Origin of the sequence: Methylocystis parvus OBBP (assembly GCF_027571405.1) — a bacterium.
GTDB lineage: Bacteria > Pseudomonadota > Alphaproteobacteria > Rhizobiales > Beijerinckiaceae > Methylocystis > Methylocystis parva.
On record NZ_CP092968.1, the window covers coordinates 2,982,363 to 3,005,255 of the forward strand.

Here is a 22,893-nt window from a genome sequence, read left to right on the forward strand (position 1 = left end):
AGCCGCCGCGAGCGCCGCTCCATGACCAAGCCGGTCGATCTCGACCCCGATGATTGGGACGCCTTCCGCGCCGAGAGCCACCGCGCCCTCGATCTCATGATCGATTATCTGCGCGGCCTTCGCGAACGCCCGGTCTGGGTCCCGCCGAGCGACGAGGCGAAGGCGCGTTTCGACCGCGACCTTCCGCGGGAGGGGCGCGAGCTATCCGCCGTGCTCGCGGATTTCGACCGCTACATCAAGCCTTTCGCCACGGGCAACATCCATCCCATGTTCATGGGCTGGGTGCAGGGGGCGGGGACGCCCGTCGGCATGATTGCGGAAATGCTCGCCGCCGGCATGAACTCCAATTGCGGCGGCCGCAATCACATTGCGATCGACGTGGAGCGCCAGATCGCCAAATGGATGGCGCAGGCCTTCGGCTTCCCGCAGGACGCGTCGGGCATTTTCGTGACCGGCGCGTCCATGGCGAATTTTCTCTCGCTGCTCGTCGCGCGGGATCAGGCCTATGGCGACAAGGACGTCCGCCTCAACGGCCTTTGCGCGCGAGAGGGTCAGCTCATCGCCTACGCTTCTCGCGAGGCCCATAATTGCGTGCGGCAAGCCATGGAGCTTGCCGGGCTCGGCGCCAGACATCTCCGGCTCATCCCTTCCGACGGCAATCGCCGGATGAAGATCAGCGCCCTGCGCCACGCCATTTCCGCCGACCGCGCCGCGGGCTTCCGGCCCTTTCTCATCGTCGGCACGGCGGGGACGGTGGATACGGGCGCGGTCGATCCGCTCGACCGCCTCGCCGACGTCGCCCATAGCGAGGATATGTGGTTCCATGTCGACGGCGCCTTCGGGGCGCTGGCGGCGCTCTCGCCGGCGCTCAAGCCGCTGGTCAAGGGGCTGGAGCGGGCGGACAGCATCGCCTTCGATTTCCATAAATGGCTGCATGTTCCCTATGATGCGGGCTTCTTCCTCGTCCGCGACAAGGATGCGCACAGACGCGCCTTCGCCGCCAACGCCGCCTATCTGTCGCGCGCCCCGAGGGGTCTGGCGGCGGGCGACACCTGGCCCTGCGATCTCGGCCCCGATCTCTCGCGCGGTTTCCGGGCGCTCAAGGCCTGGATGACGATCGAGACCTTCGGGACGAAGAAGCTCAGCGAATGCATTGAGCAGTGCTGCCGCATGGCCAAGCGGCTGGAAGGCTGGATCGCCAAGTCCGACGCTTTCGTCATGCGCGCCCCGGTCGCGCTCAATATCGTCTGCTTCGGGGTGAAGGAGGACGATGACGGCTCCCTCGCCCGCGAGATCGTGATGGAGCTGCACGAACGCGGCGAGGCCGCGCCCTCGCTGACGATCCTCGACGGCGTCCCGGCCATCCGCGCGGCGATCATCAATCACCGCACCCATGAGGAAGATATCGACGCCTTCACAATCTTCCTTGACGCGGCGCTGCGGCGCGCGCGGAAAGAGCCGCATGATTTCGGCGCGCTGGTGGAGCCGCACGGACCGGGGAAGACGCGGTTGTCGGAGGATTGACGACGGCCGCATCCCCGCATCATGGCCGCGCTTGTCGCCCCCGTCCACGCCGAAGCAAAACCGTTCCGAGCGTGTCGGAAAGCCGACAAAGCCAGCCGGCGCGTGAAGCAAGTTATTGATTATTATATGATCATACTAGGCCCGCTCCTTGCATCTTCGTCCGCGACGACTTTCCCCGCGAGGAGAACCATGCCGCTCTACGCCTATAGCTGCAATGACTGCGAAGCCGAGTTCGAGCTGCTCGTGCGTTCCTCCGACACGCCGGAATGCCCGGCCTGCAAGTCGCAAAAGCTGACGCAACAGCTCTCGCGCATCTGCAAGGAGATCAAATATCCCGCCATCGCCAAATCCTGGCGTCGCCGCGCGGCCGCCGAGGGGGATTTGTCGAATTTCAGCAAGGCCGAGCGCGGGAAACTTTGAGGCGCGGCCTCCTCCCCGGCCCTCCCCCGCAAGCGGGAAAGCTGGCCGTCCGCCGCCGTCACATTGACAAGGCTGATCGCAAGCGTCCCCTCTCCCACGAAGTGGGGGAGGGACAGGGAGGGGGCGCCGCCGCCGCCTTCTACAACCTCTCCGACTTGCTCCTTTTCGCGCGCCCGCGCATATAGTGGCGAATGCCTCCCGCGCCGACGAACCGCCGCCCCGCATCCCCCAAGGAAGCCCCGCAGGAGCCCTTCAAACGGGCCGTCTCCGGCGCCATGCGCGCCATGGCGAAATCGCCGAAGCTCGAGGTGAGCTTCGCGCCCGAGCGGCCGTCTCTGATCACGACGGAAGAGGGGGCCAAGGCCCGGATCACCGAGCCCTCGCGCAAGCTCACGGCCAAGGAGGCCGCGATCGTGCGCGGCCAGGCTGATTCTCTTGCGCTGCGTCTCGCCTGCCATGACGACGCCGTTCACCGCCGCCACGCCCCAGACTCGATGGAGGCGCGCGCCGCCTTCGACGCGATGGAGCAGGCGCGCGTCGAATCGATCGGCGCGCGGCGCATGACGGGCGTCGCCGCCAATATCGGCGCGATGCTGGAGGACCGCTACGCCCGCAACCATTCCGAAAAGATCGCGAGCCGCGAGGATGCGCCGCTCGAGGACGCGCTCGCCTTGATGGCGCGCGAACGCCTCACCGGGCTGGAGCCGCCGCCCCATGGCGCGAAGATCGTGGCGTTCTGGCGGAGCCTGATCGAGGAGCGCGCCGGCGCCGATCTCGACCGGCTCACCGGCGCCGTCGAGGATCAGAAGCATTTCGCCCAGATCGTGCGCGAGCTTCTGTCCCATCTCGACATGGCCGGCGCGGAGGCCCCGGAGGAGACCGAGGCCGAGGCCGAATCCGAAGACGCGCCGCAAAATCCGGACGAGAGCGAAGAGCAGCAGCAGGAAGAGGACAAGGCGAAAAGCGCCGCCGAGATGGAGACCGCGCTCGCCGCGGAAGATTCCGAACAGGAAGGCGAGAGCGAATCCGCCGAGGCGCCCTATGGGGAAACCGCGGAGGAATCGGAGGACGGCGATATGGAGGAGGCGTCCGACGCGCGCCGCCCCGCGCCGCAAAACGCCGACCGCTCCGGCCCCGATTACCGCGCCTATACGACCCGCTTCGACGAGACCGTCCGCGCCGAGGAGCTGTGCGACACGGAAGAGCTCGACCGTCTGCGCGCCTATCTCGACAAGCAGCTCCAGCATCTTTCATCGGTGGTCGGCCGCCTCGCCAACCGCCTGCAGCGCCGCCTCATGGCGCAGCAGAGCCGCAGCTGGGAGTTCGACCTCGAAGAGGGCATGCTCGATCCCGCGAAACTGCCGCGCGTCATCATCGACCCGCAGCAGCCTCTATCCTTCAAGCGCGAGAAGGACATGGAGTTCCGCGACACGGTGGTCACGCTGCTGCTCGACAATTCCGGCTCCATGCGCGGGCGCCCGATCACCGTGGCCGCCACCTGCGCCGACATTCTCGCCCGCACGCTCGAGCGCTGCGGCGTGAAGGTCGAGATTCTCGGCTTCACCACCCGCGCCTGGAAGGGCGGCCAGTCGCGCGAATTGTGGATCAACGAGGGCAAGAAGCCCAATCCCGGCCGCCTCAACGACATCCGCCACATCATCTACAAGGCGGCCGACGCTCCCTGGCGGCGTGCGCGGCGCAATCTCGGCCTGATGATGCGCGAGGGTCTCCTCAAGGAGAATATTGACGGCGAGGCGCTGGACTGGGCGCATCGTCGCCTTCTGGCGCGGCCCGAGCAGCGGCGCATTCTGATGATGATCTCGGACGGCGCGCCGGTCGACGATTCGACGCTCTCGGTCAATCCTGGCAATTATCTCGAGCGCCATCTGCGTCAGATCATTCATGAGATCGAGACCAAATCGCCCGTTGAGCTTATCGCGATCGGCATCGGCCACGACGTCACGCGCTATTACCGCCGCGCCGTGACCATCGTCGACGCCGAAGAGCTGGGCGGCGCCATGACCGAAAAACTCGCGGAGCTGTTCAGCGAGAATAACGGTCCCGCCCAGGTCCCCATGCCGGCGCGCCCGCGCGCCGCGCCCCTCGTCGCGGCGCGCGCTTAACCAAAGCTTCACCGTAATTTCATATGAAGTCGCCGTGACAAAAATTGTCGCGGCGACAATTAGAATTGCAACCAATTCACGCGAGCGCGCGTTAATCAGGGCGCGCCAACGTCAATGAGCGCGCGAGGGAACAAGCGTGGCTTCGGGAGTTCAGTGACATGGCGTTGATGAGAAAGGTGCGCCGGGAGGCGCCTGAATTCGAGAAAGTAGCGTGCGTGACGGCGATTTGCGCGCTGGCGACCCTGCCGTTGGCCTTCTGCGCGGCGATCACGATTTTCGCCTGAGTCGAGAGAGAGAAGGGGCGCCATGCGGCGGCGCCCTTCAGACGCGCGCCGTCATCATTCTGTCTGGCGCGGCGTGTATTTCCGTTCAAGTTCGTTGCGTTTGCATCGGGGCGTTTCGAAAAATTCGTTTCTGGCGGCCAGCCTGTCGCATTTTGTTCGGCCAATGCCGGCGACCCTTTCGATGAGCCCTCATTTTCGGGGAGGGCCGCGTGGACCGCGACAAAATCGATCAGGGGGCGCTCGACGCCTTTCACAACCTTGTCGAGAGCACCAGGGAGAAACGCCGCGAGGCGCGCCGTCTCGTCGCGACCGGCCGCTGGCGCGAGATCGAGGACGACGTCTCGCGGGCCGTCGCCTATTTCTCGAAACGCGCGCCGCGCGCTGCGGGGGCGGAGGCCGCGAGAGGGTCGCTCGACTTCCAGCCGGTTTCTTTCCTGACGACCGGCGCGCTTGCGCGGAACGCCGTCGCCTATGTCGAGTCGCCGCTGAACGGCGCGACGGCGACCGGATTTCTCATCAGCCCGCGCCTTTTCCTCACCAATCATCATGTGCTCGAGAGCGACGCCCATGCGCGCGGCGCGCTGATCACCTTCCGGCGGGAATTCGAGAACGGCCATTTCGTCGCGACGACGGTCTTCAAGCTCGATCCAGACCGCTTTTTCATTTCGTCGCCGGACAATGATCTCGATTTCGCGCTGGTCGCGGTCGGAGAGCGGACGGCTGGCGCCGAGACGCTCGACGCCTTTTCCTATTGCGTCCTGTCGAACAAGCCGGACAAGCATGTCAAAGGGATGAGCGTCAACATCATCCAGCATCCGCTCGGCATGCATAAGATGGTGACGGTGCGTAACAACATCCTGCAGGAGCGCACGGCGCGCAGCCTGCTTTACGAGACCGATACGGAACATGGCTCGTCCGGCGCGCCGGTTTTCAACGACGAGTGGGAGCTGATCGCGCTTCATCATTGGGGCGAGCCCGCGCTTGCGCTCGGCGACAGCGATCTCATCAACCGCAATCTGCAGGTGAATGAGGGCGTGCGCATCAGCGCGCTCTATGAACGTTTCGACCAGATTCTGCCGACCCTGGAAGGCGAGAAGCGCACGCTCCTCGCCGAGGCGCTCGATTTCGCCAAAAACGCGCCCGCCGCGCCGACGGAAAAGAAGCTCGGCGGCCCGGCGCCCGCCCCCGCCGCCGAATCCCTCTCATCTTCAGGAGCCGTCATGCCCGCCGCCAATCCGCAACCCGCCGCCGTCGAAGCCGTTCGAGCCGCGGCCGGCGAACTGAAGATCGTTGTGCCGATCGAAATTTCGGTGCGCATCGGCGGCGCGGGCGTGGCCGGGCTTGCGGCGGGCGGCCTCGCGCCCGCGCCTCTGGCGCCTGCGGAGCAGAAACAATTGCTGCGCGCGGCGGAGGCCTTGCGCATCGATCCCGACTACGCCTCGCGAAGCGGCTACCGGGAAGATTTCATCCCGGGCCATACCGTGCCGCTGCCGAGCCTCTCGGCGAAGCTCCTCAAGCAGATCGCGCCTCTGCGCGCCGGCGAAGCCGATGCGGAGAGCGGCCTGCTGAAATATGAGCATTTCAGCGTCGTCATCAACAAGACGAAACGCATCGCGATCTATACCGCGACCAATATAGACGGCGCGACCTATCTCGACGTCAATCGCAGCACCGGTCAGGTCGCCGCCGCCGAAGCCGACCAGTGGTTCAAGGATCCGCGCGTGAGCGCGGGCTTCGTGCTCGACCAGACCTTCTATTCGGACTGGTCGCATATTTTCGATCGCGGCCATCTCACCCGGCGCAGCGATCCGACCTGGGGCGACGCGGACACGGCCGAGCGCGCCAATGCCGACACTTTTCATTTCACCAATTGCTCGCCCCAGCATTTCCGCTTCAACCAATCGGCCAAATTCTGGCAGGGCGTGGAGCGCTTTGTTCTGGAGAACGGCGTGCTGGCCGACGATGCGCGCAAGCCGCTCTGCGTCATTCAGGGCCCGATCTATGACGAAAAAATCGATCGGACGGCCGACGACGTGCAAATACCGTCCTCTTTCTTCAAGATCGTCGTCTGGAAAGGCAAATCGGGCCTGAAGTCGGTCGGGCTCGTGGTCGATCAGTTCAACCTGCTCGACGAAACGCGCAAGAATCTCGGCGGCCCGAAAGATCTCGCCAGCGTCGACGTCCAGCATTGGCGCGTCTCGGTTCAGTCGATCGAGAAGCGGACCGGCCTGAATTTCGGCGACGCGATGCGCGCCGCGGACACGATCAACCTCGCCGGTCAGCCGCAGGTCGGCGCCGAGGCGCTGATCCGCGTGACGAAATTCTCGGATTTGCTGCCGCCGGTCTTGGAATAGCGCGAGAGGGCGGCGCGGCGCGCGGTCGATCGTCCATCGCGAACGTTAAGAGAGGGCCGTGCGAAAACCGCGCTCCCTCTTACGCGCTCAGGACGGCTCGGCGATGGGCCATTCGCCCTTATAGACGCCGCCCTGATTGTCATGCGCGACGACGCGCATCGTCTTCGCGCCGTTCGGCGCATAGCTGAAACGGAAATTCGGGTCTTCCGACAGGGAGATTCCGCCCTCCATCTTGAAAATCAGCTCGTCCCCCTGCCAGACCTCGACGGCGTCGACATAATGCGCGGGCGTGTAGGCGCGGGTGATCTGATCCATCTGCATGCCGGAATTATTCGGGTGGCGGATCATGATCTGCGCCTCGCGCCTGCCGGCGGCGGCGCTCCTGAATTCGCGGTATTTCATCTTGCCCATATTGGCGAGCGCCTCGTCCGGGTCCTTGCCGGCGGGAGCCGAGCAGCCGCCCGAAGCCTTCACGAATTCCGCCTCCGAATGCAGCTTGCCGTCGCGCGTCTCCGCCACGGCGTGGACATTGGTGTAGCTGTTCACGCGCACGCGCGTTTCGATGAAGTCGACGCCCGCCTTCTCGCCCAGCGTGAAGCTCGCGGCCATGGGCATCGGATTCTGGTCGATGACGAGCGTCGCGGCTTTCACCTTTGCGGGGTCCGCGAAGCGCATGGTCATCGGCACGATGGCCGCGTCCTCCGCGCGCTTGGGCGCGTCGAGCGAGATCGTCCCGTCGGCCGGCGCGATCTCGCGGCCGTGGAAAATATCCGTAACGAGACTCGGCCAGGGATCGGGGGCGTTGGATTCGGCCAGCGCCGCCGACGAGGCGAAGGCGGCGACGATGAGAGCGGCGGCGCGCGCGGCGCGAGCGAGGGACATTGCGTTTCTCCCGGACTTTGGCGCAAGATTAGCGCAGACCGGGGCGTCAGGGTGAGACAAAGTCACGGCTCCTCCCATTCCAGCTCCGCAAAGCCCGCCGTCGCATTTCGAATGTTGTAATCCTCGAAAAGCGCCCACTTCCCGCGCTCGTCGCTCCCCGCCGCGGCGGCGGCCTCCTTCACGCTCTCGCCCTTTTTGATCGCGGCGCGCAGATCGGCGGTGAGCCGCGTGAGATAAGCCCGCTCGTCGTCGAGCGCCTTCGGCCAGGGGGCGACGAGCGGCCCGTGTCCCGGCACGACGCGCTCGGCCTTGACGCTGGCGAGCTTCTCGGCGACGTCGAGGAAGCCGAGCAGACTGCCGTCCACCACCGGCACATGCCGCAGGAACAGAAGATCGCCGGCGAAGAGCGTGCCGGTCTTTTTGTCGAGCGCGGTGAGGTCGGCCTCGCTATGCGCCGTCTTCCAGGCTTGAAGGACGATTTCCCGCCCGCCGAGATCGAGCGTCGCCGAATCGCTTACGGTCAGCGTCGGCGCGACGATGGTCACGCCGTCGAGCGCGTCGCCCATCGTCTGGCGGAAGGCGGCGAGATAATGCTCGCCCCGGAGACTGAGGGCGCGCGGCAGATTTTTATGCCCGACAAAGGTGACGCCGTCCCCGGCGAAAGCGCCGTCGCCGAAGACATGGTCCGGATGGGCGTGGGTGTTTATGACATAGCGGATGGGCTTTTGCGTTTTCTCGCGCAGCGCTGCGAGGAAGGCGCGGCCCTCCAAAAGACTGCCGCCCGTATCAATCACCGCGACCGCGTCGTCGCCGACGATCGCGCCGAGATTGGCGATGCCGCCCAGATTTTCCCGATTCATCGGGGACGTTTCTCCCTGATGCGCATAGACGCCGGGCGCGATCTCCTCGAGGCCGAAATACGGGGCGGCGGCGCCGGGCGCGGGAAAGAAGGGCAGCGCGGCGAGGGCGGCGGCGAGCGTGAGAAAACGGCACAACATCTTGATTTACCTAAGAGCTTCACCGTTGCAGCACGCCTAGCCGAGGCGTGTGCTTTTTGCGATTGCGATTCAGGCGACGGCGACATATTATCCCGCCGTTTCCGAGTTAGAACATGCCTTCCGGACGGGAACCGGGAGCATCTCGCCGCTTTCGCGTTTTTCGCACGAGGGGCGCGAGACGAAAACGGAAAACGCCTTCCCAATGTCGAGGCGCCCCGAGAGGCGCGACGTCGGAGGCGGCGCAACGATAAGGCGCGCCACGGCGTCGTCAGGAGGAAAAGCTCATGCATAAGCTGTTGTTGTCGACTTCAGTTGGCATTCTCGCGCTGTTCGCCGCGGGCGCCGCGTCTGCTGATGACGAGTTGCTCACGTTGCAGAAGGACGCCAGGCAGTGGGCGTTGCCGACGGGCGACTACGCGAATCTGCGCCATTCGGGGCTGAAGCAGATCACGGCGGAGAATGTTGGGAAGCTTGCTCCTGCGTGGCAGTTCTCGACGGGCGTCCTGCGCGGCCATGAAGGCGCGCCGCTGGTCTTGAACAACGTCTCGGTCACGGATTCGTCGGGCAAGACGCTGACGACGGACGTGATGTATCTGCATACGCCGTTCCCGAACATCGTCTATGCGCTCGACGCGAAGGACCCGGCGCATCAGATCCTCTGGAAATATGAGCCCAAGCAGGACCCGTCGGTGGTTCCGGTGATGTGCTGCGACACGGTCAATCGCGGCCTCGCCTATGGCGACGGCAAGATCTTCCTGGCGCAGGCCGACACGACGCTGATCGCGCTCGACGCCAAGACCGGCAAGCTGGTCTGGTCGGTGAAGAACGGCGATCCGGCCAAGGGCCAGACCTCGACGGCCGCCCCGCATGTGTTCAAGGACAAGGTGCTCGTCGGCATCGCCGGCGGCGAGTTCGGCGTGCGCGGCCACATCACGGCCTATTCGGTCAAGGACGGCAAGCTGGTCTGGCGCGGCTACTCCATGGGCCCCGACGCCGACACGCTGATCGAGCCGGGCAAGACCACGCATCTCGGCAAGCCGGTCGAGAAGGACTCAGGGATCACGACCTGGGAAGGCGATCAGTGGCAGACGGGCGGCGGCACGACCTGGGGCTGGTACAGCTACGATCCGGAGCTGAACCAGATTTTCTACGGCTCGGGCAACCCCTCGACCTGGAACCCCAATCAGCGTCCGGGCGACAATCGCTGGTCGATGACGCTTTGGTCGCGCGACCTCGACACCGGCAAGGCGAAGTGGGTCTACCAGATGACGCCCCATGACGAGTGGGACTATGACGGCATCAACGAGGTGATCCTCGCCGACCAGGACATTGGCGGCAAGAAGGTGAAGACGGCGGTTCACTTCGACCGCAACGGCTTCGCCTATACGCTGGACCGCACCAATGGCGAGCTGCTGGTCGCCGAGAAGTATGATCCGGCGGTGAACTGGGCGACGAAGGTCGATCTGGACAAGTCGTCCAAGACCTATGGGCGCCCGCTGGTGGTCGACAAATATTCGACGCAGCACAATGGCGAGGACACGAACACGCAGAACGTCTGCCCGGCCGCTCTCGGCTCGAAGGACGAACAGCCTGCGACGTTCGATCCGGCGACGCAGCTGTTCCTCGTTCCGACGAACCATGTGTGCATGGACTATGAGCCGTTCCGCGTGTCTTACACGGCGGGCCAGCCCTATGTCGGCGCGACGCTGGAAATGTTCCCGGCGGGCAAGGTTCTGGGCGACGGCACGAACCATACGGGCAACTTCATCGCCTGGGACGCCAAGACGGGGAAGATCGTCTGGTCGAACAAGGAGCAGTTCTCGGCTTGGTCCGGCGCGGTGTCGACGGATGGCGGGGTGACCTTCTACGGGACGCTTGAGGGCTATCTGAAGGCGGTCGATTCGAAGACGGGCAAGGAGCTTTACAAGTATAAGACGCCGTCGGGCATCATCGGCAATGTGATGACCTATGAGTCGGCCGGCAAGCAGTATGTGGCGGTTCTGTCGGGCGTCGGCGGCTGGGCGGGCATCGGCCTGGCGGCCGGCCTGTCCAAGTCCAACGAAGGCCTCGGCGCCGTCGGCAACTACGCCTCGCTCGCCAACTACACCGCCCTCGGCGGCGTGCTGACCGTCTTCGCCCTGCCGAACTAAGCAGGACATAAGACGTAAGGTCGCATCTTTGAAAACTGGCGCTCGGCGTAGCCCTCGTTTAAGGGTGACGCCGGGCGCCATCGTTTAGATGTCGAATAAAAAACCTGATCAGGGAGAGAGTGATGAGATCGTCGCTTGCCGGGGCGCTGGCCCTGGGCGTCATGATGTTTGCGGGAACCTCCGCCTTTGTTGGAACCTCAGCCATGGCCGAGGCGCCCGGAGACCCCAAGGCCGTCAAATCCGAGAACGGCAAATATTTCGACGCGAAAGGCGATCCCACCTACAATATCGGCGCCGATGGCTCGGTCGATTGGTACACCTTCTCCGGCTATCGCCGCTATCACGCCGAATGCCATGTCTGCCACGGTCCGAATGGCGGCGGCTCGACCTATGCGCCGGCCCTCAAAGAGTCGGTGAAGCGCTTCAACTACGCCGAATTCGCCGGCATCGTCATCGGCGGCCGTCAGAACGGCAACAGCGTCATGCCGGCCTTCGCCGACAATAAGAACGCCGTCTGCTATATTGACGACCTCTATGTGTATCTGCGCGCCCTCTCCACCGGCGCCGTCCAGCCGGGCCGCCCGGAAAAGAAGGAAGCCGCGCCCGAGGCCTTCAAGAAGGCCGAAGCCGAGTGCATGAAGAAGTAATTTCGATCCTCGACCGGAAGATCGCCGATCCGGCCCGGAAGCCTTGCGCTTCCGGGCCGTTTTCGTTTTTTCCCGTGGCGATTTCAGCGAGGCGCGATTATCTGGAGAGAAAGAAAATGCGGAACGCGTCTCATGCGTTCGCGATCGATCGGGAGCATTCGCTTGAAGCGGGAGAACATTTTCAAAAGACGCCGGCGCGCTTCCTCGCTCGCCGTCCTTCTCGGCCTCGCCGTCGCGCCGGCCGCCGCGCAGCATCTGGGTCCGGATTTCGGCGCCAAGGGTTCCGACAATGCCGGCGGCATCGAACTCATCGATCCCAAAGTGCTGCGCGTCTGCGCCGATCCGAATAATCTGCCTTTTTCAAATGAGAAGGGCGAAGGCTTCGAGAACAAGCTCGCCGAGCTTCTCGCCGCCAAACTCTACAAAGAGCTCGCTTACGTCTATTATCCCGGCGCGACCGGCTTCGTGCGCAACACGCTCAACGCGCATCTTTGCGACGTCGTCATCGGCATGCCGCAGGGCAATGATCTCGTCCAGTCGACAAACCCCTATTACCGCACGACCTACGCCATCGTGACGCGCGCGGGGTCCGATCTCGACGGCGTCAAGGATCTCGACGATCCGCGTTTGAAGGATAAGAAAGGCAAGATCGGCCTCGTCGCCAATACGCCGCCCGGCAACATACTCGCCAAGAACGGCATGATCGGGCTCGTGAAGCCCTATCCGCTGATGATCGATACGCGCGTCGAATCGTCGAGCGCGGCGATGATCCACGATCTCGAAACCGGAACGATCGACGCCGCGCTGCTCTGGGGTCCGATCGCCGGCTATTACGCCAAAAAGTCGAGCGCGAAACTCGACGTCGCGCCGATACCCGAGACGCCCGGAACGCGCATGGCGTTCCGCATCGGCTTCGGCGTGAGGCATTCCGACCAGAACTGGAAGCGCGAGCTCAATACGCTGCTGACGCAGAATAAAGCCGAGATCGACAGGATCCTCGCCGATTACGGCGTGCCGACGCTGGATGAGGCCGGCCAGCCGGCCGCAAAGGCGCCCTGATGCGACGCGGCGCGCTGAGCCTTCTGGCTTTCGTCTTCGCCGTTTCTCCGGCAATGGGGGAAACCAAGGCGGCGCGGCCTCAGGAGCCGGAAGGCTACCGCATGGAGGCTTTCCGCGCCCCCGTGCCCGCGACGCTGAAAGGCGCGACGGTCATCGACACTGCGACGGCCTTCGAGATGTGGCGCGCAAAGTCGGCCGCCTTTATCGACGCGCTTCCTCATGCGCCGAAACCTGACGGTCTGCCCGGAAACGCGGTTTGGCGCGAGCAGCCGCGCTTCGACATTCCTGGCGGGCTCTGGCTCCCCGATACGGGCTTCGGCGCACTTTCCGGGGCGACGCAGCGCTACTTTGAAAAAGGGTTGGAGAAAGCGACCGCCGCCGACAGGAACAAGCCGGTCGTTTTCTATTGCCTGCGGGATTGCTGGATGTCGTGGAACGCGGCCAAGCGCGCGCTGAATCTCGGCTACGCCAAAATCTATTGGTATCCGGAGGGGACGGACGGATGGGTGGCGGCGAAACACCCGCTCGAGGAAAAGAAGCCCGAGCCGAGAGAATAGAGGCGGGCATGGGACGGTTGGCGGATGTTTATTTGCCGGAGTTCCAGTTCGCCGAACGCCACGAGGGTGTCGCCGCGGCTTCGCCTCGACAGATTTTCGCCGTCATCCCGACCCTGTCGGTCTCCGACGACGCGGCCCTGCGCGCGCTGATCGCTCTGCGCGAAACGCCGGCGCGCCTGCTGGGACGGAAGCGGGATGCGCCTTTCGGCATGGACCGATTCACGAAGCTCGGTGAAAGCGGAACGGAGATCGCCTTCGGCTTGTGCGGCCGGTTCTGGCGCGCCGATTACGGCCTCGTTTCAATTCGCGACGCAGCGGCCTATCGCGCTTTCGCCGCGCCGGGCGTGCCGAAGCTTTTGATGTCCTTCGACCTCGAAGCGACGGCAGGGGGGACGAAAATTCTCACCGAGACGCGCGTCCACTGCCCGGACGCGGACGCCTATCGCGCCTTTGCGCCCTATTGGTTCGCCATCCGGCTCGGAAGCGGTTTTATCCGCCGCCGCATGCTCGGCGTCATCTCGCGACGCGCCCGCCTGGCGTGATCACTCCATATCCGCCTCTATCTTTCGCGCCAGCGCGCCGAGCCGTTGTTCGATCAGCGCCGGGCTCTCGCAGACATAGCTCACCATTTTGCGCTGCTCATCGAAAAGCCGCACGCGCCATTGCAGCGCCTCGCTGGCCTTCTTGACCGCCTCGGGGTCCGGCGGCTTCCGGTTCTGGAGATCGAAGAAAGCCTGCGTCTCCTCGCGCGTCTTTTCGGCCATTTCCTTGAGGCGGCGCCCGAAACGGTCGAGACCGTTGACGACTTCCAGCCGCTCGCCGGTCAACCGGTCATAGAGGCCGCCAAAGAGCAGCGTGAGACGGTCCTTGCGACCGGCGCCGGCATTCTTCGCAAAATCGTCGATGAGCCTCTCCGCTTCCTCGAGAGGCGTGCGGCGCGGCGCGATGCGGGAGACGAAATCAGCGATGGCGGGGTCCTCGCGCCAGCTCTTGCGCGCCTGATCGACGGAAGGGCCGGTCCAGACGCCCGCGAGAGCAATGTCGGGCACGCGCACCTGCTTGCAGGGCCAATCGCCCTGCATGGTCTGGGCGCCCGCGGGCGCCGATGCGCATGTGACCGTTAAAAGCGCGAGGATAACGCGCTGGCGGATCGTGGTTCTGCTGTGCATGCCGCTATAATGCCCCATGCAGGTCATTCCCGTCATCGATATTCGCAACGGCGTCGTGGTGCGCGCCGTAGCCGGACGACGCAAGGACTATGCGCCGATCGTAACGCCGCTCGCGACGTCGAGCGCGCCGCTCGACGTCGCGAGCGGCCTGATGTCGCTCCATTGTTTCAATGCGCTCTATATCGCCGATCTGGACGCCATCGAAGGGCGCGGCGACAATCGCGCGTCGATCCGCGCGATCGCGGAAGGTTTCCCGCAACTTCGCTTGTGGGTCGATGCGGGTTTGCGCCGGGTCGCGGAGGCGCGCGACTGGCTCGAAATGGATAATGTCGACGTCGTTTTCGGCAGCGAAACGATTGGCTCGCCGGAGGAAATCGCCTGGGTGACGGAGAATGCGCGCGCGATCCTGTCCCTGGATTTCAAGGGACGACTCTTTCTTGGGCCGGAGACGCTGTTGTTCTCGCCGGAAATCTGGCCCCGCCGCGTCATCGTGATGACGCTGCATCGCGTCGGCGCGGGCGCCGGGCCTGATCTCGCGCGCGTCGCCCATATTGCGGCCGACGCAGGAGACCGGACCATGATCGCAGCGGGCGGCGTGCGCGACATGGCGGACCTGCGCATGCTCGAAAGAAGCGGCGCGGCGGGCGCGCTCGTCGCGACGGCGCTGCATGACGGGCGTCTCGGCCGCGACGACCTTCTGCGGCTCTCGCAAAAATAAAAGGGGAGCCGAAAAGGCTCCCCTTTGAAAAAGCCTCGTCGCTGCGATCAGTTCGCGGCGAAGGGATGCTTCGCGGTCACGCGCTCCTGGACGACGCGCTCGGCCTTGGGGTCGCCCTTCATCGCGCGGGCGATGGCTTCCTTCGTGGCGGCGTAGTTGAAGTCCTGGATCTTCTGGTCGTCATTGGCTTCCCAATGAATGAACACGCCGACGCAGATGAACAGGTCTTCGGCCTTGTCGAGCGGAATGACGCCTTCGGCGACCGAATCCGCAACGGCCTTGGCGACGCCATGCTGCGCGGGGCCGAACATCTGAACGGCCTGCTTGGCGTTCTTGATGGTCACCTTGTTGAACATCATGGTGTAGGGCTTGACGAGCAGGTTCGGCGCGATGACCGCGAGCAGCGTCGTGAAGCCGTCCTTGTTGTTCACGAGACCGTTGGCGAACGCCTTTTCGGCCGCGGAGCCGCGCGGACCCATGATCAGGTCGATATGGGCGACCTCATTGCCGTCGCCGACGAGCGACTCGCCGACGCCGGTCTTGGCGCTGGACGAACCGCCGAAGCCCGTCGCCGGCTTCGGAAACAGCGCGCCCAGAATCTTTTCAAAGAAAGAAGCCATTGTTCTCATCCCTCCCGGCGCCATTCGCGTCCTGCGGCGTCTTTCTATTCGCGCACGCGCGGAGCCCGATGTTATTTTTCAGACGCCGGAATTGAGCGGCGTCTCTCGAACGGCTGAACGGGGAGCCGATGCCCGGCTCCCCGAAAAACGACTCAAAAGCCGACCGAACCTCAGTTCGGGGCGAAGGGGTGCTTGGCGTCGTTGCGCTTGGCGACGACTTCCGAGGCCTTCGGCTCGCCGGCGACGGCGCGGGCGATGGCTTCCTTCGTGGCGGCGTAGTTGTAGTCCTGGATCTTCTTGTCGTCGTTGGCGTCCCAGTGGATGAACACGCCGACCGAGATGAACAGGTCGTCGGCTTCCTCGACCGGGATGATGCCTTCGGCGACCGCGTCGGCGACGGCCTTGGCGACGCCGTGCTGGGCCGGGCCGAACATCTGGACGGCCTGCTTGGCGCCCTTGATGGTGACCTTGTTGAAGAGGATCGTGTTGGGCTTGCAGAGCAGGTTCGGGGCGACGACCGCGAGAAGGGTCGTGAAGCCGTCCTTGTTGTTGACGAGCGCGTTCGCGAAAGCGAGCTCGGCGGCCGAACCGCGCGGTCCAATGATCAGGTCGATATGCGCCACTTCGTTGCCTTCGCCGACGAGCGACTCGCCGACCAGCATCTTGTTGATCTTCGCCATGTGCGTTTCCTTTCCAGTTCCCCCTAGCGTTCGCGCGCATAGCGCCGCGAGCGCACCTATCCTTCGTTTTCGGCGTCAGGCAGAAAGGCCCGACCGGTTGGCCAGATAGCCGCGAGACCACCCCGCGCGGCGCGGACTCAACCATTTTTGTGCGCGCTTGCCAAGATGGGCGCCAGGGAATCGGCGAAAAGAACGGCCACCGTCAGATCGGCGCTGGTGCCGGGATTCAGCCTGTTTTCCTTAAGCTTACGGTCATAGGCGAGCGCGATGGAGAAGGCGCCTCCGCCTTCGGCGCCTGAGATTTGATCTCGAACCGTCGCGGCTTCGACCCGCAGGAGGTCGGCTTTTTCGACTCCGTATTTGCGGGCGATGTGGCTGTCCGGAAAAGCGGCGAGGAAGGCCATGAATATGTCGAGCGTCGCGCGCGCGGCGTCGCGGCCTTTTTCCCGGGCGTTGCGCAACGCATCGAGGCCCGTCTCGAAAATATCGGCGAAATCATGCGCATATTGATAGCCGATGCGGTCGCGGTCGGCCGAAGCGCGCATGGCGTCGAGCAGCGTGACGTCGGCCGGGCCGGCGACGTCATGAGCCGAGGCCGAGCCGAGCCCGGCCGGATTGGCGCGCAGAATGGCGCGGAAGGCGGCCTGCGCGTCGGCGACGTCGAGGGCGGCGAGCGCGCGTGCGGTCTCGTCGCGCAGATCGGCGCCTTGCGCCGTCAACGCCGCATGGGCGAGCGGCGCGCAGAGCAGCACAATGCCGAGATTGGTGTTCTGCCCCACGGCCGCCCAGGTCGCCTCCACTGCGCCGAGAATGCGCGCGCCGACTGTGAGGCCGGGGCCGGCGATGAAAGGCGCGGCGGCCTTGGCGCTGGCGATGAAATCCCGCGCCTCCATGCCGTGGCCGGGCGCGAAATGGTGGACATTGCCGGGCTTGGGCGCGGCGAGTTCGGCCTCGCAGGCGGCGACGAAGGCGGCGGCGACGGCCTGCGCCCGCGCGTCGTTTGCGGGGAGCGGGTCGGAGTGAGGGGCAGAGGCGGTCTCCCTCGCCCCGCTTGCGGGGAGAGGGTTGGGGTGAGGGGCAGGGGGAAGTGTCAATTCTGTCAGCTCATGGTCCGCCGTGAGACGGAAAGGCGCGGAAAGCCGCCTCGCCCCTCACCCTAACCCTCTCCCCGCAGTGCGGGGAGAGGGAATCATGGCGAGCGCGTCGGCGGCCAGACGCTCGGCGATGGAGAAGGGCGCGATGCGTTGCAGGCCGCTCCAGCCGGGCATGGAGTTGACCTCCAGCGCCATGGGTTTTCCGTCTGCCCCGGCGATCAGGTCGACTCCGGCCATGACCGTCCCCATCGCTTCCGACGCCGCGAGCGCCATATCGCGCTCCGCCTTTGTCGGCGCCGCCGCGACGGGGCGCGCGCCCTGGCGGACATTGGTGATCCAATGGCTGGAGCGCCGCTTCATCGCCGCGACCGCCTCGCCGCGCGAGACGAGGATGCGCATGTCTTCATAGGGCGGACGGCTCGGGCCGACGAAGCGCTGGAGATAGAAGACGCCACGCGCCTCTTCGGTTGAGGGAATGTCGCTTTCCTTTTCGATCAGCCGGACGCCCCAGCCCTGCGCGCCGAAAAGCGGCTTCATCACGAGCGGGCCCTTCGGCAGCTCGCGTCGCGCGATGGCGCGCGCCTGAGCCAGGCTCTGCGTCGCGAAGGTTTCGGGCGCGGGCACGCCGGCGCGAGCGAGCAGGAAGCTCGCCATGCTCTTGTCGGTGCAGCGCTCGATGGCGCGCGCGCCGTTGACGAGCGGCACGCCAAGCGCCTCCAGCGCATGCAGAACGCCAAGCCGCATGGTGATCGCCTCGAGCGAACCGTCGCCGATGGCGCGGACGATTGCGAGATCGGGGAGACCGCGAAAGCCGGGAATGGCGAGACCGTGGGGCCGGGTCGTGTCGATGCGGCACGCGAAGAGCCGCACGGCGACAGGCGTCGCGCCGAGCGCCCGAAAAGCCGCGAGCGTATGCTCGACATGCCAGTCGAGCTTGTCGGTGAAGACGGCGACGCGAGGGGTTTTTCTCACCAGAGCGCCACCGGGCGGTTTCGCGCGCAACGCCTCCAGCGTCATGGCCGGCCTTGTGCCGGCCATCCACGCCGAGCCGCAAAAGCGCAATCAGAATGCATTCACGCGCCTCTGCCGCAACGGGGCTCCGCCGCCGCGCGGCCATTTTTGTTCACATCGCAACGTATATGGCCGGGTCAAGCCCGGCCATGACGCGGTTGGTCCGCTCGGAATTATCCCCCGAAGGACTTGTCCAGCAGCTCTTCGTTGATCTTGCCGGCGCGGAAGGTTTCGCCGGTCTCGACCGCCGTCACCAGCGCTTCGGCCGGCGAGAAGAGGCTGCCGTCGACTTTGTAGAAGTCGTATTCATAGGCCTTGAAGATGTCGGCGAAAGGCTGGCCGTAGTCGCGCGAATTGAAGCTCGGCAGCTTCTCGGCCAGCTCCTTGGCGGCCGCTGCGGGACCCGTCACGAAGAGATGGGCGCGGCCGGCATAGATGATCGCGTCATTGGTGCGGCCCATCGCCTTGACGAAATCCGGATGCGGCGGCGAAAGCGGCGCGGTGGCGACGCCGTCGACGATGTTTTCCAGCGGAAAATGCAGCTCATGCGCCTTGTGCAGCGCGACTTCGAGCACGCGGCCGACGACCTGCGCGCCGCCCGCGAGCGAATGCGTCGGCGCGTAGACGAAGGCGACCTTGTCGGGCGAGAGGCCGGACTTGTCGGCGACCTTTCTGACGACTTCCGGCGGCGGCGCCTTGTCGCTCTCCAGCACGATCGTCACGCGCTCGGCTTTGTCCTTATAGGTCAGCTCCTCGAAAAGCTTCTCGACGCGGGCCTGGGCGCGGCCGGGCCCGGAGCCGAGCGCGAAGAATTTCTCGTGCTGCAGGCTCCAGCCGGCATATTGGCTGGCGAGGCAGGCGACGACGGGATCGTTCGAGGCGACCGTGAGCCAGAACGGCCATTTGGCGGCGCCCGGCGCGTGCGAGAGCGTGACCTTGCCGAGGCCCCCCATGCAGATTTCGGTGAGCAGAAGGCCGACATCCACGCCGCCCGCAACCTTGGCGCCGGCGTCGATCAGCAACTCGCCGAGGCTGCCGCGCGAAACCGCGACGCGGTAGCGGTCGGCGCCGGCGACGAGCCGGTCGACGATCTCGCCCGCGAGAGTGTTGACGCTGGCCGTCGCGCGGCCCGTGTTTTCGCTAGCGCTCACTTGTGGTCCTTCCCTGGAAATTTTTGTGGCTCTACCGCTCGATCTCCCGCTGTTCTACGAGCGAAAAATCCCGTTCAGCGGTCGCGCGGGCGGGAACTTATCGGGCTTTGCGCCGAAACGAAAGCGGGCTCGAAAAGGCGTAATGTCGGGAAGGTCTTCACCTCTGTCGCGCGGGCTTCACGCGACGCGCGTAATTCCTCGATTCTTAATCTCTCGGGGCGCATGATCATGAACGCACATTCCGCGCAGCGCCCTTCCTGCGGCGACTCCAAACATATCTCGCCGCGCGATCTGGCCATCGCTCTCCTGGCCATTGCAGGCGTCGTCTTCGCGAATGTCGGCGTCGTGCGCGCCCTCGACATTGCGCTAGACGCCATTCACCGCTGAACGCGGTCAGCGACCCTTCCGCCTACCGCGCGCCTTCCGTTCCGTCTGGACGGGAGGTTCTCTTTTCTCGCCCGGTCGGGCTGTCTTTTTTGATTCGCTGTCATCCGAACGGATGATTTGGGCCCGTTAGATCGTGGCAGAATTTACCGCATTATTGTCGTTGCGCGGTCTCGGTCCGAGCGGGAAACTTTCTCCATGGCGCGAATTAAGGCACCGTTTGACCCAATCGTCTTCGAGCGTGAGGCTGATCGCTCGCAGGTCCAGCGAATGCGCAGGATCGGCTTTCTGATCTACCCCGATTTCGAAATACTGGATCTTTGCGGTCCGCTTGACGCTTTCTACTACGCGGAACGCTCGCTCGGAATGACTGGCCGCACGAATGAGCCCGGCTATCAGACGGTGGTGATCGCGCCTGAAAAAGGGCTGGTCAAAGCCAAATGCGGCCTTGAAATCCATGCGGCGCACGATCTCTCGGACATCGCTGGCGGGCTCGATACGCTGATCGTCTCGGGCGGCGAAGGGGTGATGGCCGCTTGCGCCGACGAGGCGCTCGTCGAATGGATCAAGACGATGGCCTCGCGCGTGCGGCGCGTCGCCTCGATCTGCAACGGCGCCTTTCTTCTCGCCCGCTCGGGACTGCTGAACAACCGCAAAGTCACGACCCACTGGCTTTACAGCGAACAGCTCGCGGCGGCCTATCCTTCGGTCACGGTCGAGCCCAACCTCATCTTCGTGCGCGACGGCGGCGTCTATACGTCCGGCGGCATCACGGCGGGCATCGACCTCGCATTGGCGCTCATCGAAGAAGACCTCGGCCGGGAGGTTCCGCGCATGATCGCGGGGGTGATGGTCGTCTTTCTGCGCCGGCCCGGCGGACAGGCGCAGTTCAGTCCTTTCCTGCAAGGCGAAAAGACGAATTGCCGGGACATCGCCGAGCTGAAGTCCTGGATACTCGGCAATGCGGGCGAAAATCTTACCGTCGAGCGCCTGTCCGCGCAGGTCGCGATGAGCCCGCGTAATTTTGCGCGGCGATTTCTGGCGGAGGTCGGAGTCACGCCAGCGCGTTTTGTCGAATATGCGAGAGTCGAAGCGGCGCGTTGCCGTCTGGAGCAATCGAATCTTTCTCTACGAGCGGTCGCGGAGGATTGCGGCTTCGCGACGCTCGAGCGCATGCGGCGCGCCTTCAAACGCAATCTGAATGTCGGGCCACACGAATATCGCGAGCGGTTTCAAACGACTTTGTAAGACAATGGAGGGCAGCCATGAATATTTTATTCCTCACCACGGCGCATAACAGCCTGAGTCAGCGTCTGCTGATCGAACTGACCGAGCGCGGACACAAAATCACGGTTTCGATCGCCGACGGCGAGGCGGCGATGCTGGGGGCCGTCGCGCGCGAGAACCCGGACCTCATCATCGCGCCCATGCTGAAAGCCGCCATTCCGGAGGAAATCTGGTCGAAGCGCGTCTGTCTCATTGTGCATCCGGGGATAATGGGCGATCGCGGACCGTCTTCGCTCGATTGGGCGATCGCGGAAGGCGCGCCGCGCTGGGGCGTGACCGTCCTGCAGGCGGCCGCCGAAATGGACGCCGGGCCGATCTGGGCGAGCCATGAATTCCCGTTGCCGCAAGTGGCTGACGCCAAAGGAAGCCTCTATCGCAACGAGGTGACGGAGGCCGCGGTCAAGGGCGTGCTGGAGGCGGTCGAGAAATTCGAGTCCCGGCGCTTCCGCCCCGTTCCGCTCGACTATGCGCGGCCCGAGATGCGCGGCCGCCTGCGGCCGACCATGGCGCAGAAGGATCGCGCGATCGACTGGGCGCGCGATCGCACGGACGAGGTCGTGCGAAAACTCCGTGCGGCCGACAGCGCGCCGGGCGTGCTCGACTCGATCTTCGGCCTGCCTGTTTTTCTTTACGGCGCGCATAACGAAGACCGGCTGAAGGGCGCGCCCGGCGCCGTCATCGCCCAGCGCGACGGCGCCATCTGTCGCGCGACGGTCGACGGCGCGGTGTGGATCACGCATCTCAAGCTCAAAAGAGAGGCGTCGCATGACGCCGACCGCCGCTTCGCCAAACAGGGTTACGCCTATTGCGACGCTGAGTTCCGCCCGATCTCGGGGATCAAATTGCCCGCGACGCAGATATTGGGACCGCTCATGCGCGGCGTTCCGGAGGCCGTGCTGCCGGTCGTCGCTGAACTCGATTGCCGCAGCTATCGCGAAATCCGCTATGTCGAGCGCGACGGCGTCGGTCACATTTATTTCGACTTCTACAATGGCGCGATGAGCACGGAGCAGTGCTATCGCTTGCGCGACGCTTTCCTTTTTGCGCGCAGCCGGCCGACGCGCGTCATCGTTCTGCAGGGCGGCAAGGATTTCTTCTCCAACGGCATCCATTTGAACGTCATCGAAGCCGCCGACGATCCGGCGGTGGAGTCGTGGCGCAACATCAACGCCATCGACGACGTCGTCTACGAAATCCTCAACACGATGTCTCACATCGTCGTCGCCAGCCTGCGCGGCAACGCCGGCGCCGGCGGCGCGATTCTCGCGCTGGCCGCGGACAAGGTCTTCGCGCGCGACGGGGTCGTGTTCAATCCGCACTATAAAGGCATGGGCGGGCTCTATGGCTCGGAATACTGGACCTATGTGCTTCCCCGGCGCGTCGGCGCGCCGCGCGCGCAGGAATTGACGGAAGCTTGCCGCCCGATGGGAACCGACGAGGCGAAGAGGATCGGCTTCGTCGACGGCGTCTTCGCCGGAGACGTCGCGGGGTTCGAGCGTCAGGTCGCGGCGCAGGCCGCTTCGATCGCGAGTCGCGGCGATTTCTGGAATCTGCTGCGCGACAAGCATGAGCGGCGCGTGAACGACGAGCGCGCAAAGCCGCTCGCCGCCTATCGCGCCGAAGAACTTGCGAAGATGAAGGTGAATTTCTTCGGTCCCGACGCGGCCTATCACCGCGCGCGCGAGAATTTTGTCTTCAAGGGGCGCGCGCCCGCGGCGAAGGCGGACCGCTCTTCCGCGCCGGAGCGGCTTTCACACGCGGTCTGAGCTTGGGCCCCGGCG

22 protein-coding genes are annotated in these 22,893 nt (G+C 64.8%); 14 read left to right on the top strand and 8 right to left on the bottom strand.

Annotation, left to right across the window (positions count from 1 at the left end):
• Positions 1-21: 21 nt before the first annotated feature.
• From MMG94_RS14530 to MMG94_RS14550, 5 genes are all read left to right on the top strand, one after another.
• On the top strand, positions 22-1,524 hold the full coding sequence (locus MMG94_RS14530; RefSeq protein WP_154419703.1) for a pyridoxal phosphate-dependent decarboxylase family protein: 1,503 nt from the start codon (positions 22-24) through the stop codon (positions 1,522-1,524).
• Between the two features lie 189 nt (positions 1,525-1,713).
• The gene (locus tag MMG94_RS14535) at positions 1,714-1,944 is read left to right on the top strand and encodes an FmdB family zinc ribbon protein (RefSeq protein ID WP_016922101.1); all 231 of its coding nucleotides are present in this window, start codon (positions 1,714-1,716) and stop codon (positions 1,942-1,944) included.
• A 191-nt stretch (positions 1,945-2,135) separates the two neighbouring features.
• On the top strand, positions 2,136-4,067 hold the full coding sequence (gene cobT, locus MMG94_RS14540; RefSeq protein WP_016922103.1) for a cobaltochelatase subunit CobT: 1,932 nt from the start codon (positions 2,136-2,138) through the stop codon (positions 4,065-4,067).
• Positions 4,068-4,225: 158 nt separating this feature from the next.
• Positions 4,226-4,351: a hypothetical protein gene (locus MMG94_RS14545; protein ID WP_270109630.1), complete on the top strand. Its 126-nt coding sequence runs from the start codon at positions 4,226-4,228 to the stop codon at positions 4,349-4,351.
• A 209-nt stretch (positions 4,352-4,560) separates the two neighbouring features.
• Complete coding sequence (locus tag MMG94_RS14550; RefSeq protein WP_016922105.1) at positions 4,561-6,705, top strand: DNA/RNA non-specific endonuclease; 2,145 nt, start codon at positions 4,561-4,563, stop codon at positions 6,703-6,705.
• A gap of 87 nt (positions 6,706-6,792) precedes the next feature.
• Here the strand turns inward: MMG94_RS14550 and MMG94_RS14555 are convergent, their stop codons facing one another.
• Positions 6,793-7,587, bottom strand: a complete 795-nt coding sequence (locus tag MMG94_RS14555) for a quinoprotein dehydrogenase-associated SoxYZ-like carrier (protein WP_016922106.1) — start codon at positions 7,585-7,587, stop codon at positions 6,793-6,795.
• Between the two features lie 62 nt (positions 7,588-7,649).
• The gene (locus MMG94_RS14560) at positions 7,650-8,585 is read right to left on the bottom strand and encodes a quinoprotein relay system zinc metallohydrolase 2 (protein ID WP_016922107.1); all 936 of its coding nucleotides are present in this window, start codon (positions 8,583-8,585) and stop codon (positions 7,650-7,652) included.
• Positions 8,586-8,869: 284 nt separating this feature from the next.
• On the opposite strand from MMG94_RS14560, the gene MMG94_RS14565 reads away from it, so the two are divergent.
• From MMG94_RS14565 to MMG94_RS14585, 5 genes are all read left to right on the top strand, one after another.
• Entirely contained in the window at positions 8,870-10,735 is a 1,866-nt protein-coding gene (locus MMG94_RS14565; protein ID WP_154419701.1) for a methanol/ethanol family PQQ-dependent dehydrogenase, read from the top strand.
• Between the two features lie 164 nt (positions 10,736-10,899).
• Positions 10,900-11,382: a c-type cytochrome, methanol metabolism-related gene (locus tag MMG94_RS14570; protein ID WP_040579692.1), complete on the top strand. Its 483-nt coding sequence runs from the start codon at positions 10,900-10,902 to the stop codon at positions 11,380-11,382.
• A 132-nt stretch (positions 11,383-11,514) separates the two neighbouring features.
• Complete coding sequence (locus MMG94_RS14575; protein WP_081495760.1) at positions 11,515-12,441, top strand: substrate-binding domain-containing protein; 927 nt, start codon at positions 11,515-11,517, stop codon at positions 12,439-12,441.
• Positions 12,441-12,998, top strand: a complete 558-nt coding sequence (locus MMG94_RS14580) for a PQQ-dependent catabolism-associated CXXCW motif protein (RefSeq protein ID WP_016922160.1) — start codon at positions 12,441-12,443, stop codon at positions 12,996-12,998. The genes MMG94_RS14575 and MMG94_RS14580 overlap by 1 nt, the downstream gene beginning before the upstream one ends.
• 8 nt (positions 12,999-13,006) lie before the next feature.
• On the top strand, positions 13,007-13,540 hold the full coding sequence (locus MMG94_RS14585) for a hypothetical protein (RefSeq protein WP_016922159.1): 534 nt from the start codon (positions 13,007-13,009) through the stop codon (positions 13,538-13,540).
• Here MMG94_RS14585 and MMG94_RS14590 read toward each other — a convergent pair whose 3' ends face one another.
• Positions 13,541-14,185: a hypothetical protein gene (locus MMG94_RS14590; RefSeq protein ID WP_016922158.1), complete on the bottom strand. Its 645-nt coding sequence runs from the start codon at positions 14,183-14,185 to the stop codon at positions 13,541-13,543.
• Between MMG94_RS14590 and MMG94_RS14595 the strand changes: the two genes are divergently transcribed.
• Positions 14,184-14,885, top strand: a complete 702-nt coding sequence (locus tag MMG94_RS14595) for a HisA/HisF-related TIM barrel protein (RefSeq protein ID WP_016922157.1) — start codon at positions 14,184-14,186, stop codon at positions 14,883-14,885. The two genes, MMG94_RS14590 and MMG94_RS14595, sit on opposite strands and share 2 nt — an antisense overlap.
• 47 nt (positions 14,886-14,932) lie before the next feature.
• On the opposite strand, the gene fae (MMG94_RS14600) is transcribed toward MMG94_RS14595, so the two are convergent.
• The 5 genes from fae (MMG94_RS14600) to mch all read right to left on the bottom strand — a co-directional run bounded on the left by fae (MMG94_RS14600) (position 14,933) and on the right by mch (position 19,441).
• The gene (gene fae / locus MMG94_RS14600; RefSeq protein ID WP_016922156.1) at positions 14,933-15,505 is read right to left on the bottom strand and encodes a formaldehyde-activating enzyme; all 573 of its coding nucleotides are present in this window, start codon (positions 15,503-15,505) and stop codon (positions 14,933-14,935) included.
• Positions 15,506-15,675: 170 nt separating this feature from the next.
• Positions 15,676-16,185 (bottom strand): formaldehyde-activating enzyme, encoded by a 510-nt coding sequence (gene fae, locus MMG94_RS14605; protein WP_026016570.1) that lies wholly within the window; start codon positions 16,183-16,185, stop codon positions 15,676-15,678.
• Positions 16,186-16,322: 137 nt separating this feature from the next.
• Positions 16,323-17,279: a triphosphoribosyl-dephospho-CoA synthase gene (locus tag MMG94_RS14610; protein ID WP_081495651.1), complete on the bottom strand. Its 957-nt coding sequence runs from the start codon at positions 17,277-17,279 to the stop codon at positions 16,323-16,325.
• Between the two features lie 57 nt (positions 17,280-17,336).
• Complete coding sequence (locus MMG94_RS14615) at positions 17,337-18,317, bottom strand: RimK family alpha-L-glutamate ligase (RefSeq protein WP_016919982.1); 981 nt, start codon at positions 18,315-18,317, stop codon at positions 17,337-17,339.
• Between the two features lie 146 nt (positions 18,318-18,463).
• On the bottom strand, positions 18,464-19,441 hold the full coding sequence (gene mch / locus MMG94_RS14620) for a methenyltetrahydromethanopterin cyclohydrolase (RefSeq protein WP_016919981.1): 978 nt from the start codon (positions 19,439-19,441) through the stop codon (positions 18,464-18,466).
• Positions 19,442-19,669: 228 nt separating this feature from the next.
• On the opposite strand from mch, the gene MMG94_RS14625 reads away from it, so the two are divergent.
• The 3 genes from MMG94_RS14625 to MMG94_RS14635 all read left to right on the top strand — a co-directional run bounded on the left by MMG94_RS14625 (position 19,670) and on the right by MMG94_RS14635 (position 22,878).
• A complete protein-coding gene (locus MMG94_RS14625) occupies positions 19,670-19,828 on the top strand; it encodes a hypothetical protein (RefSeq protein WP_154419699.1) in 159 nt (52 codons plus the stop codon).
• Positions 19,829-20,023: 195 nt separating this feature from the next.
• Positions 20,024-21,073 (top strand): GlxA family transcriptional regulator, encoded by a 1,050-nt coding sequence (locus MMG94_RS14630; RefSeq protein ID WP_154419697.1) that lies wholly within the window; start codon positions 20,024-20,026, stop codon positions 21,071-21,073.
• A gap of 17 nt (positions 21,074-21,090) precedes the next feature.
• Complete coding sequence (locus tag MMG94_RS14635) at positions 21,091-22,878, top strand: hydrogenase maturation protein (RefSeq protein WP_016919978.1); 1,788 nt, start codon at positions 21,091-21,093, stop codon at positions 22,876-22,878.
• Positions 22,879-22,893 lie beyond the last annotated feature (15 nt).

Bases quoted from the DNA above. Each gene is read 5' to 3' on its own strand.
- MMG94_RS14585 (WP_016922159.1), top strand. From the start codon at position 13,007: ATGGGACGGTTGGCGGATGTTTATTTGCCGGAGTTCCAGTTCGCCGAA.
- MMG94_RS14530 (WP_154419703.1), top strand. From the start codon at position 22: ATGACCAAGCCGGTCGATCTCGACCCCGATGATTGGGACGCCTTCCGC.
- fae (WP_016922156.1), bottom strand. From the start codon at position 15,505: ATGGCTTCTTTCTTTGAAAAGATTCTGGGCGCGCTGTTTCCGAAGCCG.
- MMG94_RS14580 (WP_016922160.1), top strand. From the start codon at position 12,441: ATGCGACGCGGCGCGCTGAGCCTTCTGGCTTTCGTCTTCGCCGTTTCT.
- MMG94_RS14570 (WP_040579692.1), top strand. From the start codon at position 10,900: ATGTTTGCGGGAACCTCCGCCTTTGTTGGAACCTCAGCCATGGCCGAG.
- MMG94_RS14625 (WP_154419699.1), top strand. From the start codon at position 19,670: ATGAACGCACATTCCGCGCAGCGCCCTTCCTGCGGCGACTCCAAACAT.
- MMG94_RS14590 (WP_016922158.1), bottom strand. From the start codon at position 14,185: ATGGGGCATTATAGCGGCATGCACAGCAGAACCACGATCCGCCAGCGC.
- MMG94_RS14635 (WP_016919978.1), top strand. From the start codon at position 21,091: ATGAATATTTTATTCCTCACCACGGCGCATAACAGCCTGAGTCAGCGT.
- MMG94_RS14615 (WP_016919982.1), bottom strand. From the start codon at position 18,317: ATGGCCGGCACAAGGCCGGCCATGACGCTGGAGGCGTTGCGCGCGAAA.
- MMG94_RS14555 (WP_016922106.1), bottom strand. From the start codon at position 7,587: ATGTCCCTCGCTCGCGCCGCGCGCGCCGCCGCTCTCATCGTCGCCGCC.
- MMG94_RS14595 (WP_016922157.1), top strand. From the start codon at position 14,184: ATGCAGGTCATTCCCGTCATCGATATTCGCAACGGCGTCGTGGTGCGC.
- MMG94_RS14545 (WP_270109630.1), top strand. From the start codon at position 4,226: ATGGCGTTGATGAGAAAGGTGCGCCGGGAGGCGCCTGAATTCGAGAAA.
- MMG94_RS14575 (WP_081495760.1), top strand. From the start codon at position 11,515: ATGCGTTCGCGATCGATCGGGAGCATTCGCTTGAAGCGGGAGAACATT.
- fae (WP_026016570.1), bottom strand. From the start codon at position 16,185: ATGGCGAAGATCAACAAGATGCTGGTCGGCGAGTCGCTCGTCGGCGAA.
- MMG94_RS14560 (WP_016922107.1), bottom strand. From the start codon at position 8,585: ATGTTGTGCCGTTTTCTCACGCTCGCCGCCGCCCTCGCCGCGCTGCCC.
- MMG94_RS14630 (WP_154419697.1), top strand. From the start codon at position 20,024: ATGGCGCGAATTAAGGCACCGTTTGACCCAATCGTCTTCGAGCGTGAG.
- MMG94_RS14535 (WP_016922101.1), top strand. From the start codon at position 1,714: ATGCCGCTCTACGCCTATAGCTGCAATGACTGCGAAGCCGAGTTCGAG.
- MMG94_RS14565 (WP_154419701.1), top strand. From the start codon at position 8,870: ATGCATAAGCTGTTGTTGTCGACTTCAGTTGGCATTCTCGCGCTGTTC.
- cobT (WP_016922103.1), top strand. From the start codon at position 2,136: ATGCCTCCCGCGCCGACGAACCGCCGCCCCGCATCCCCCAAGGAAGCC.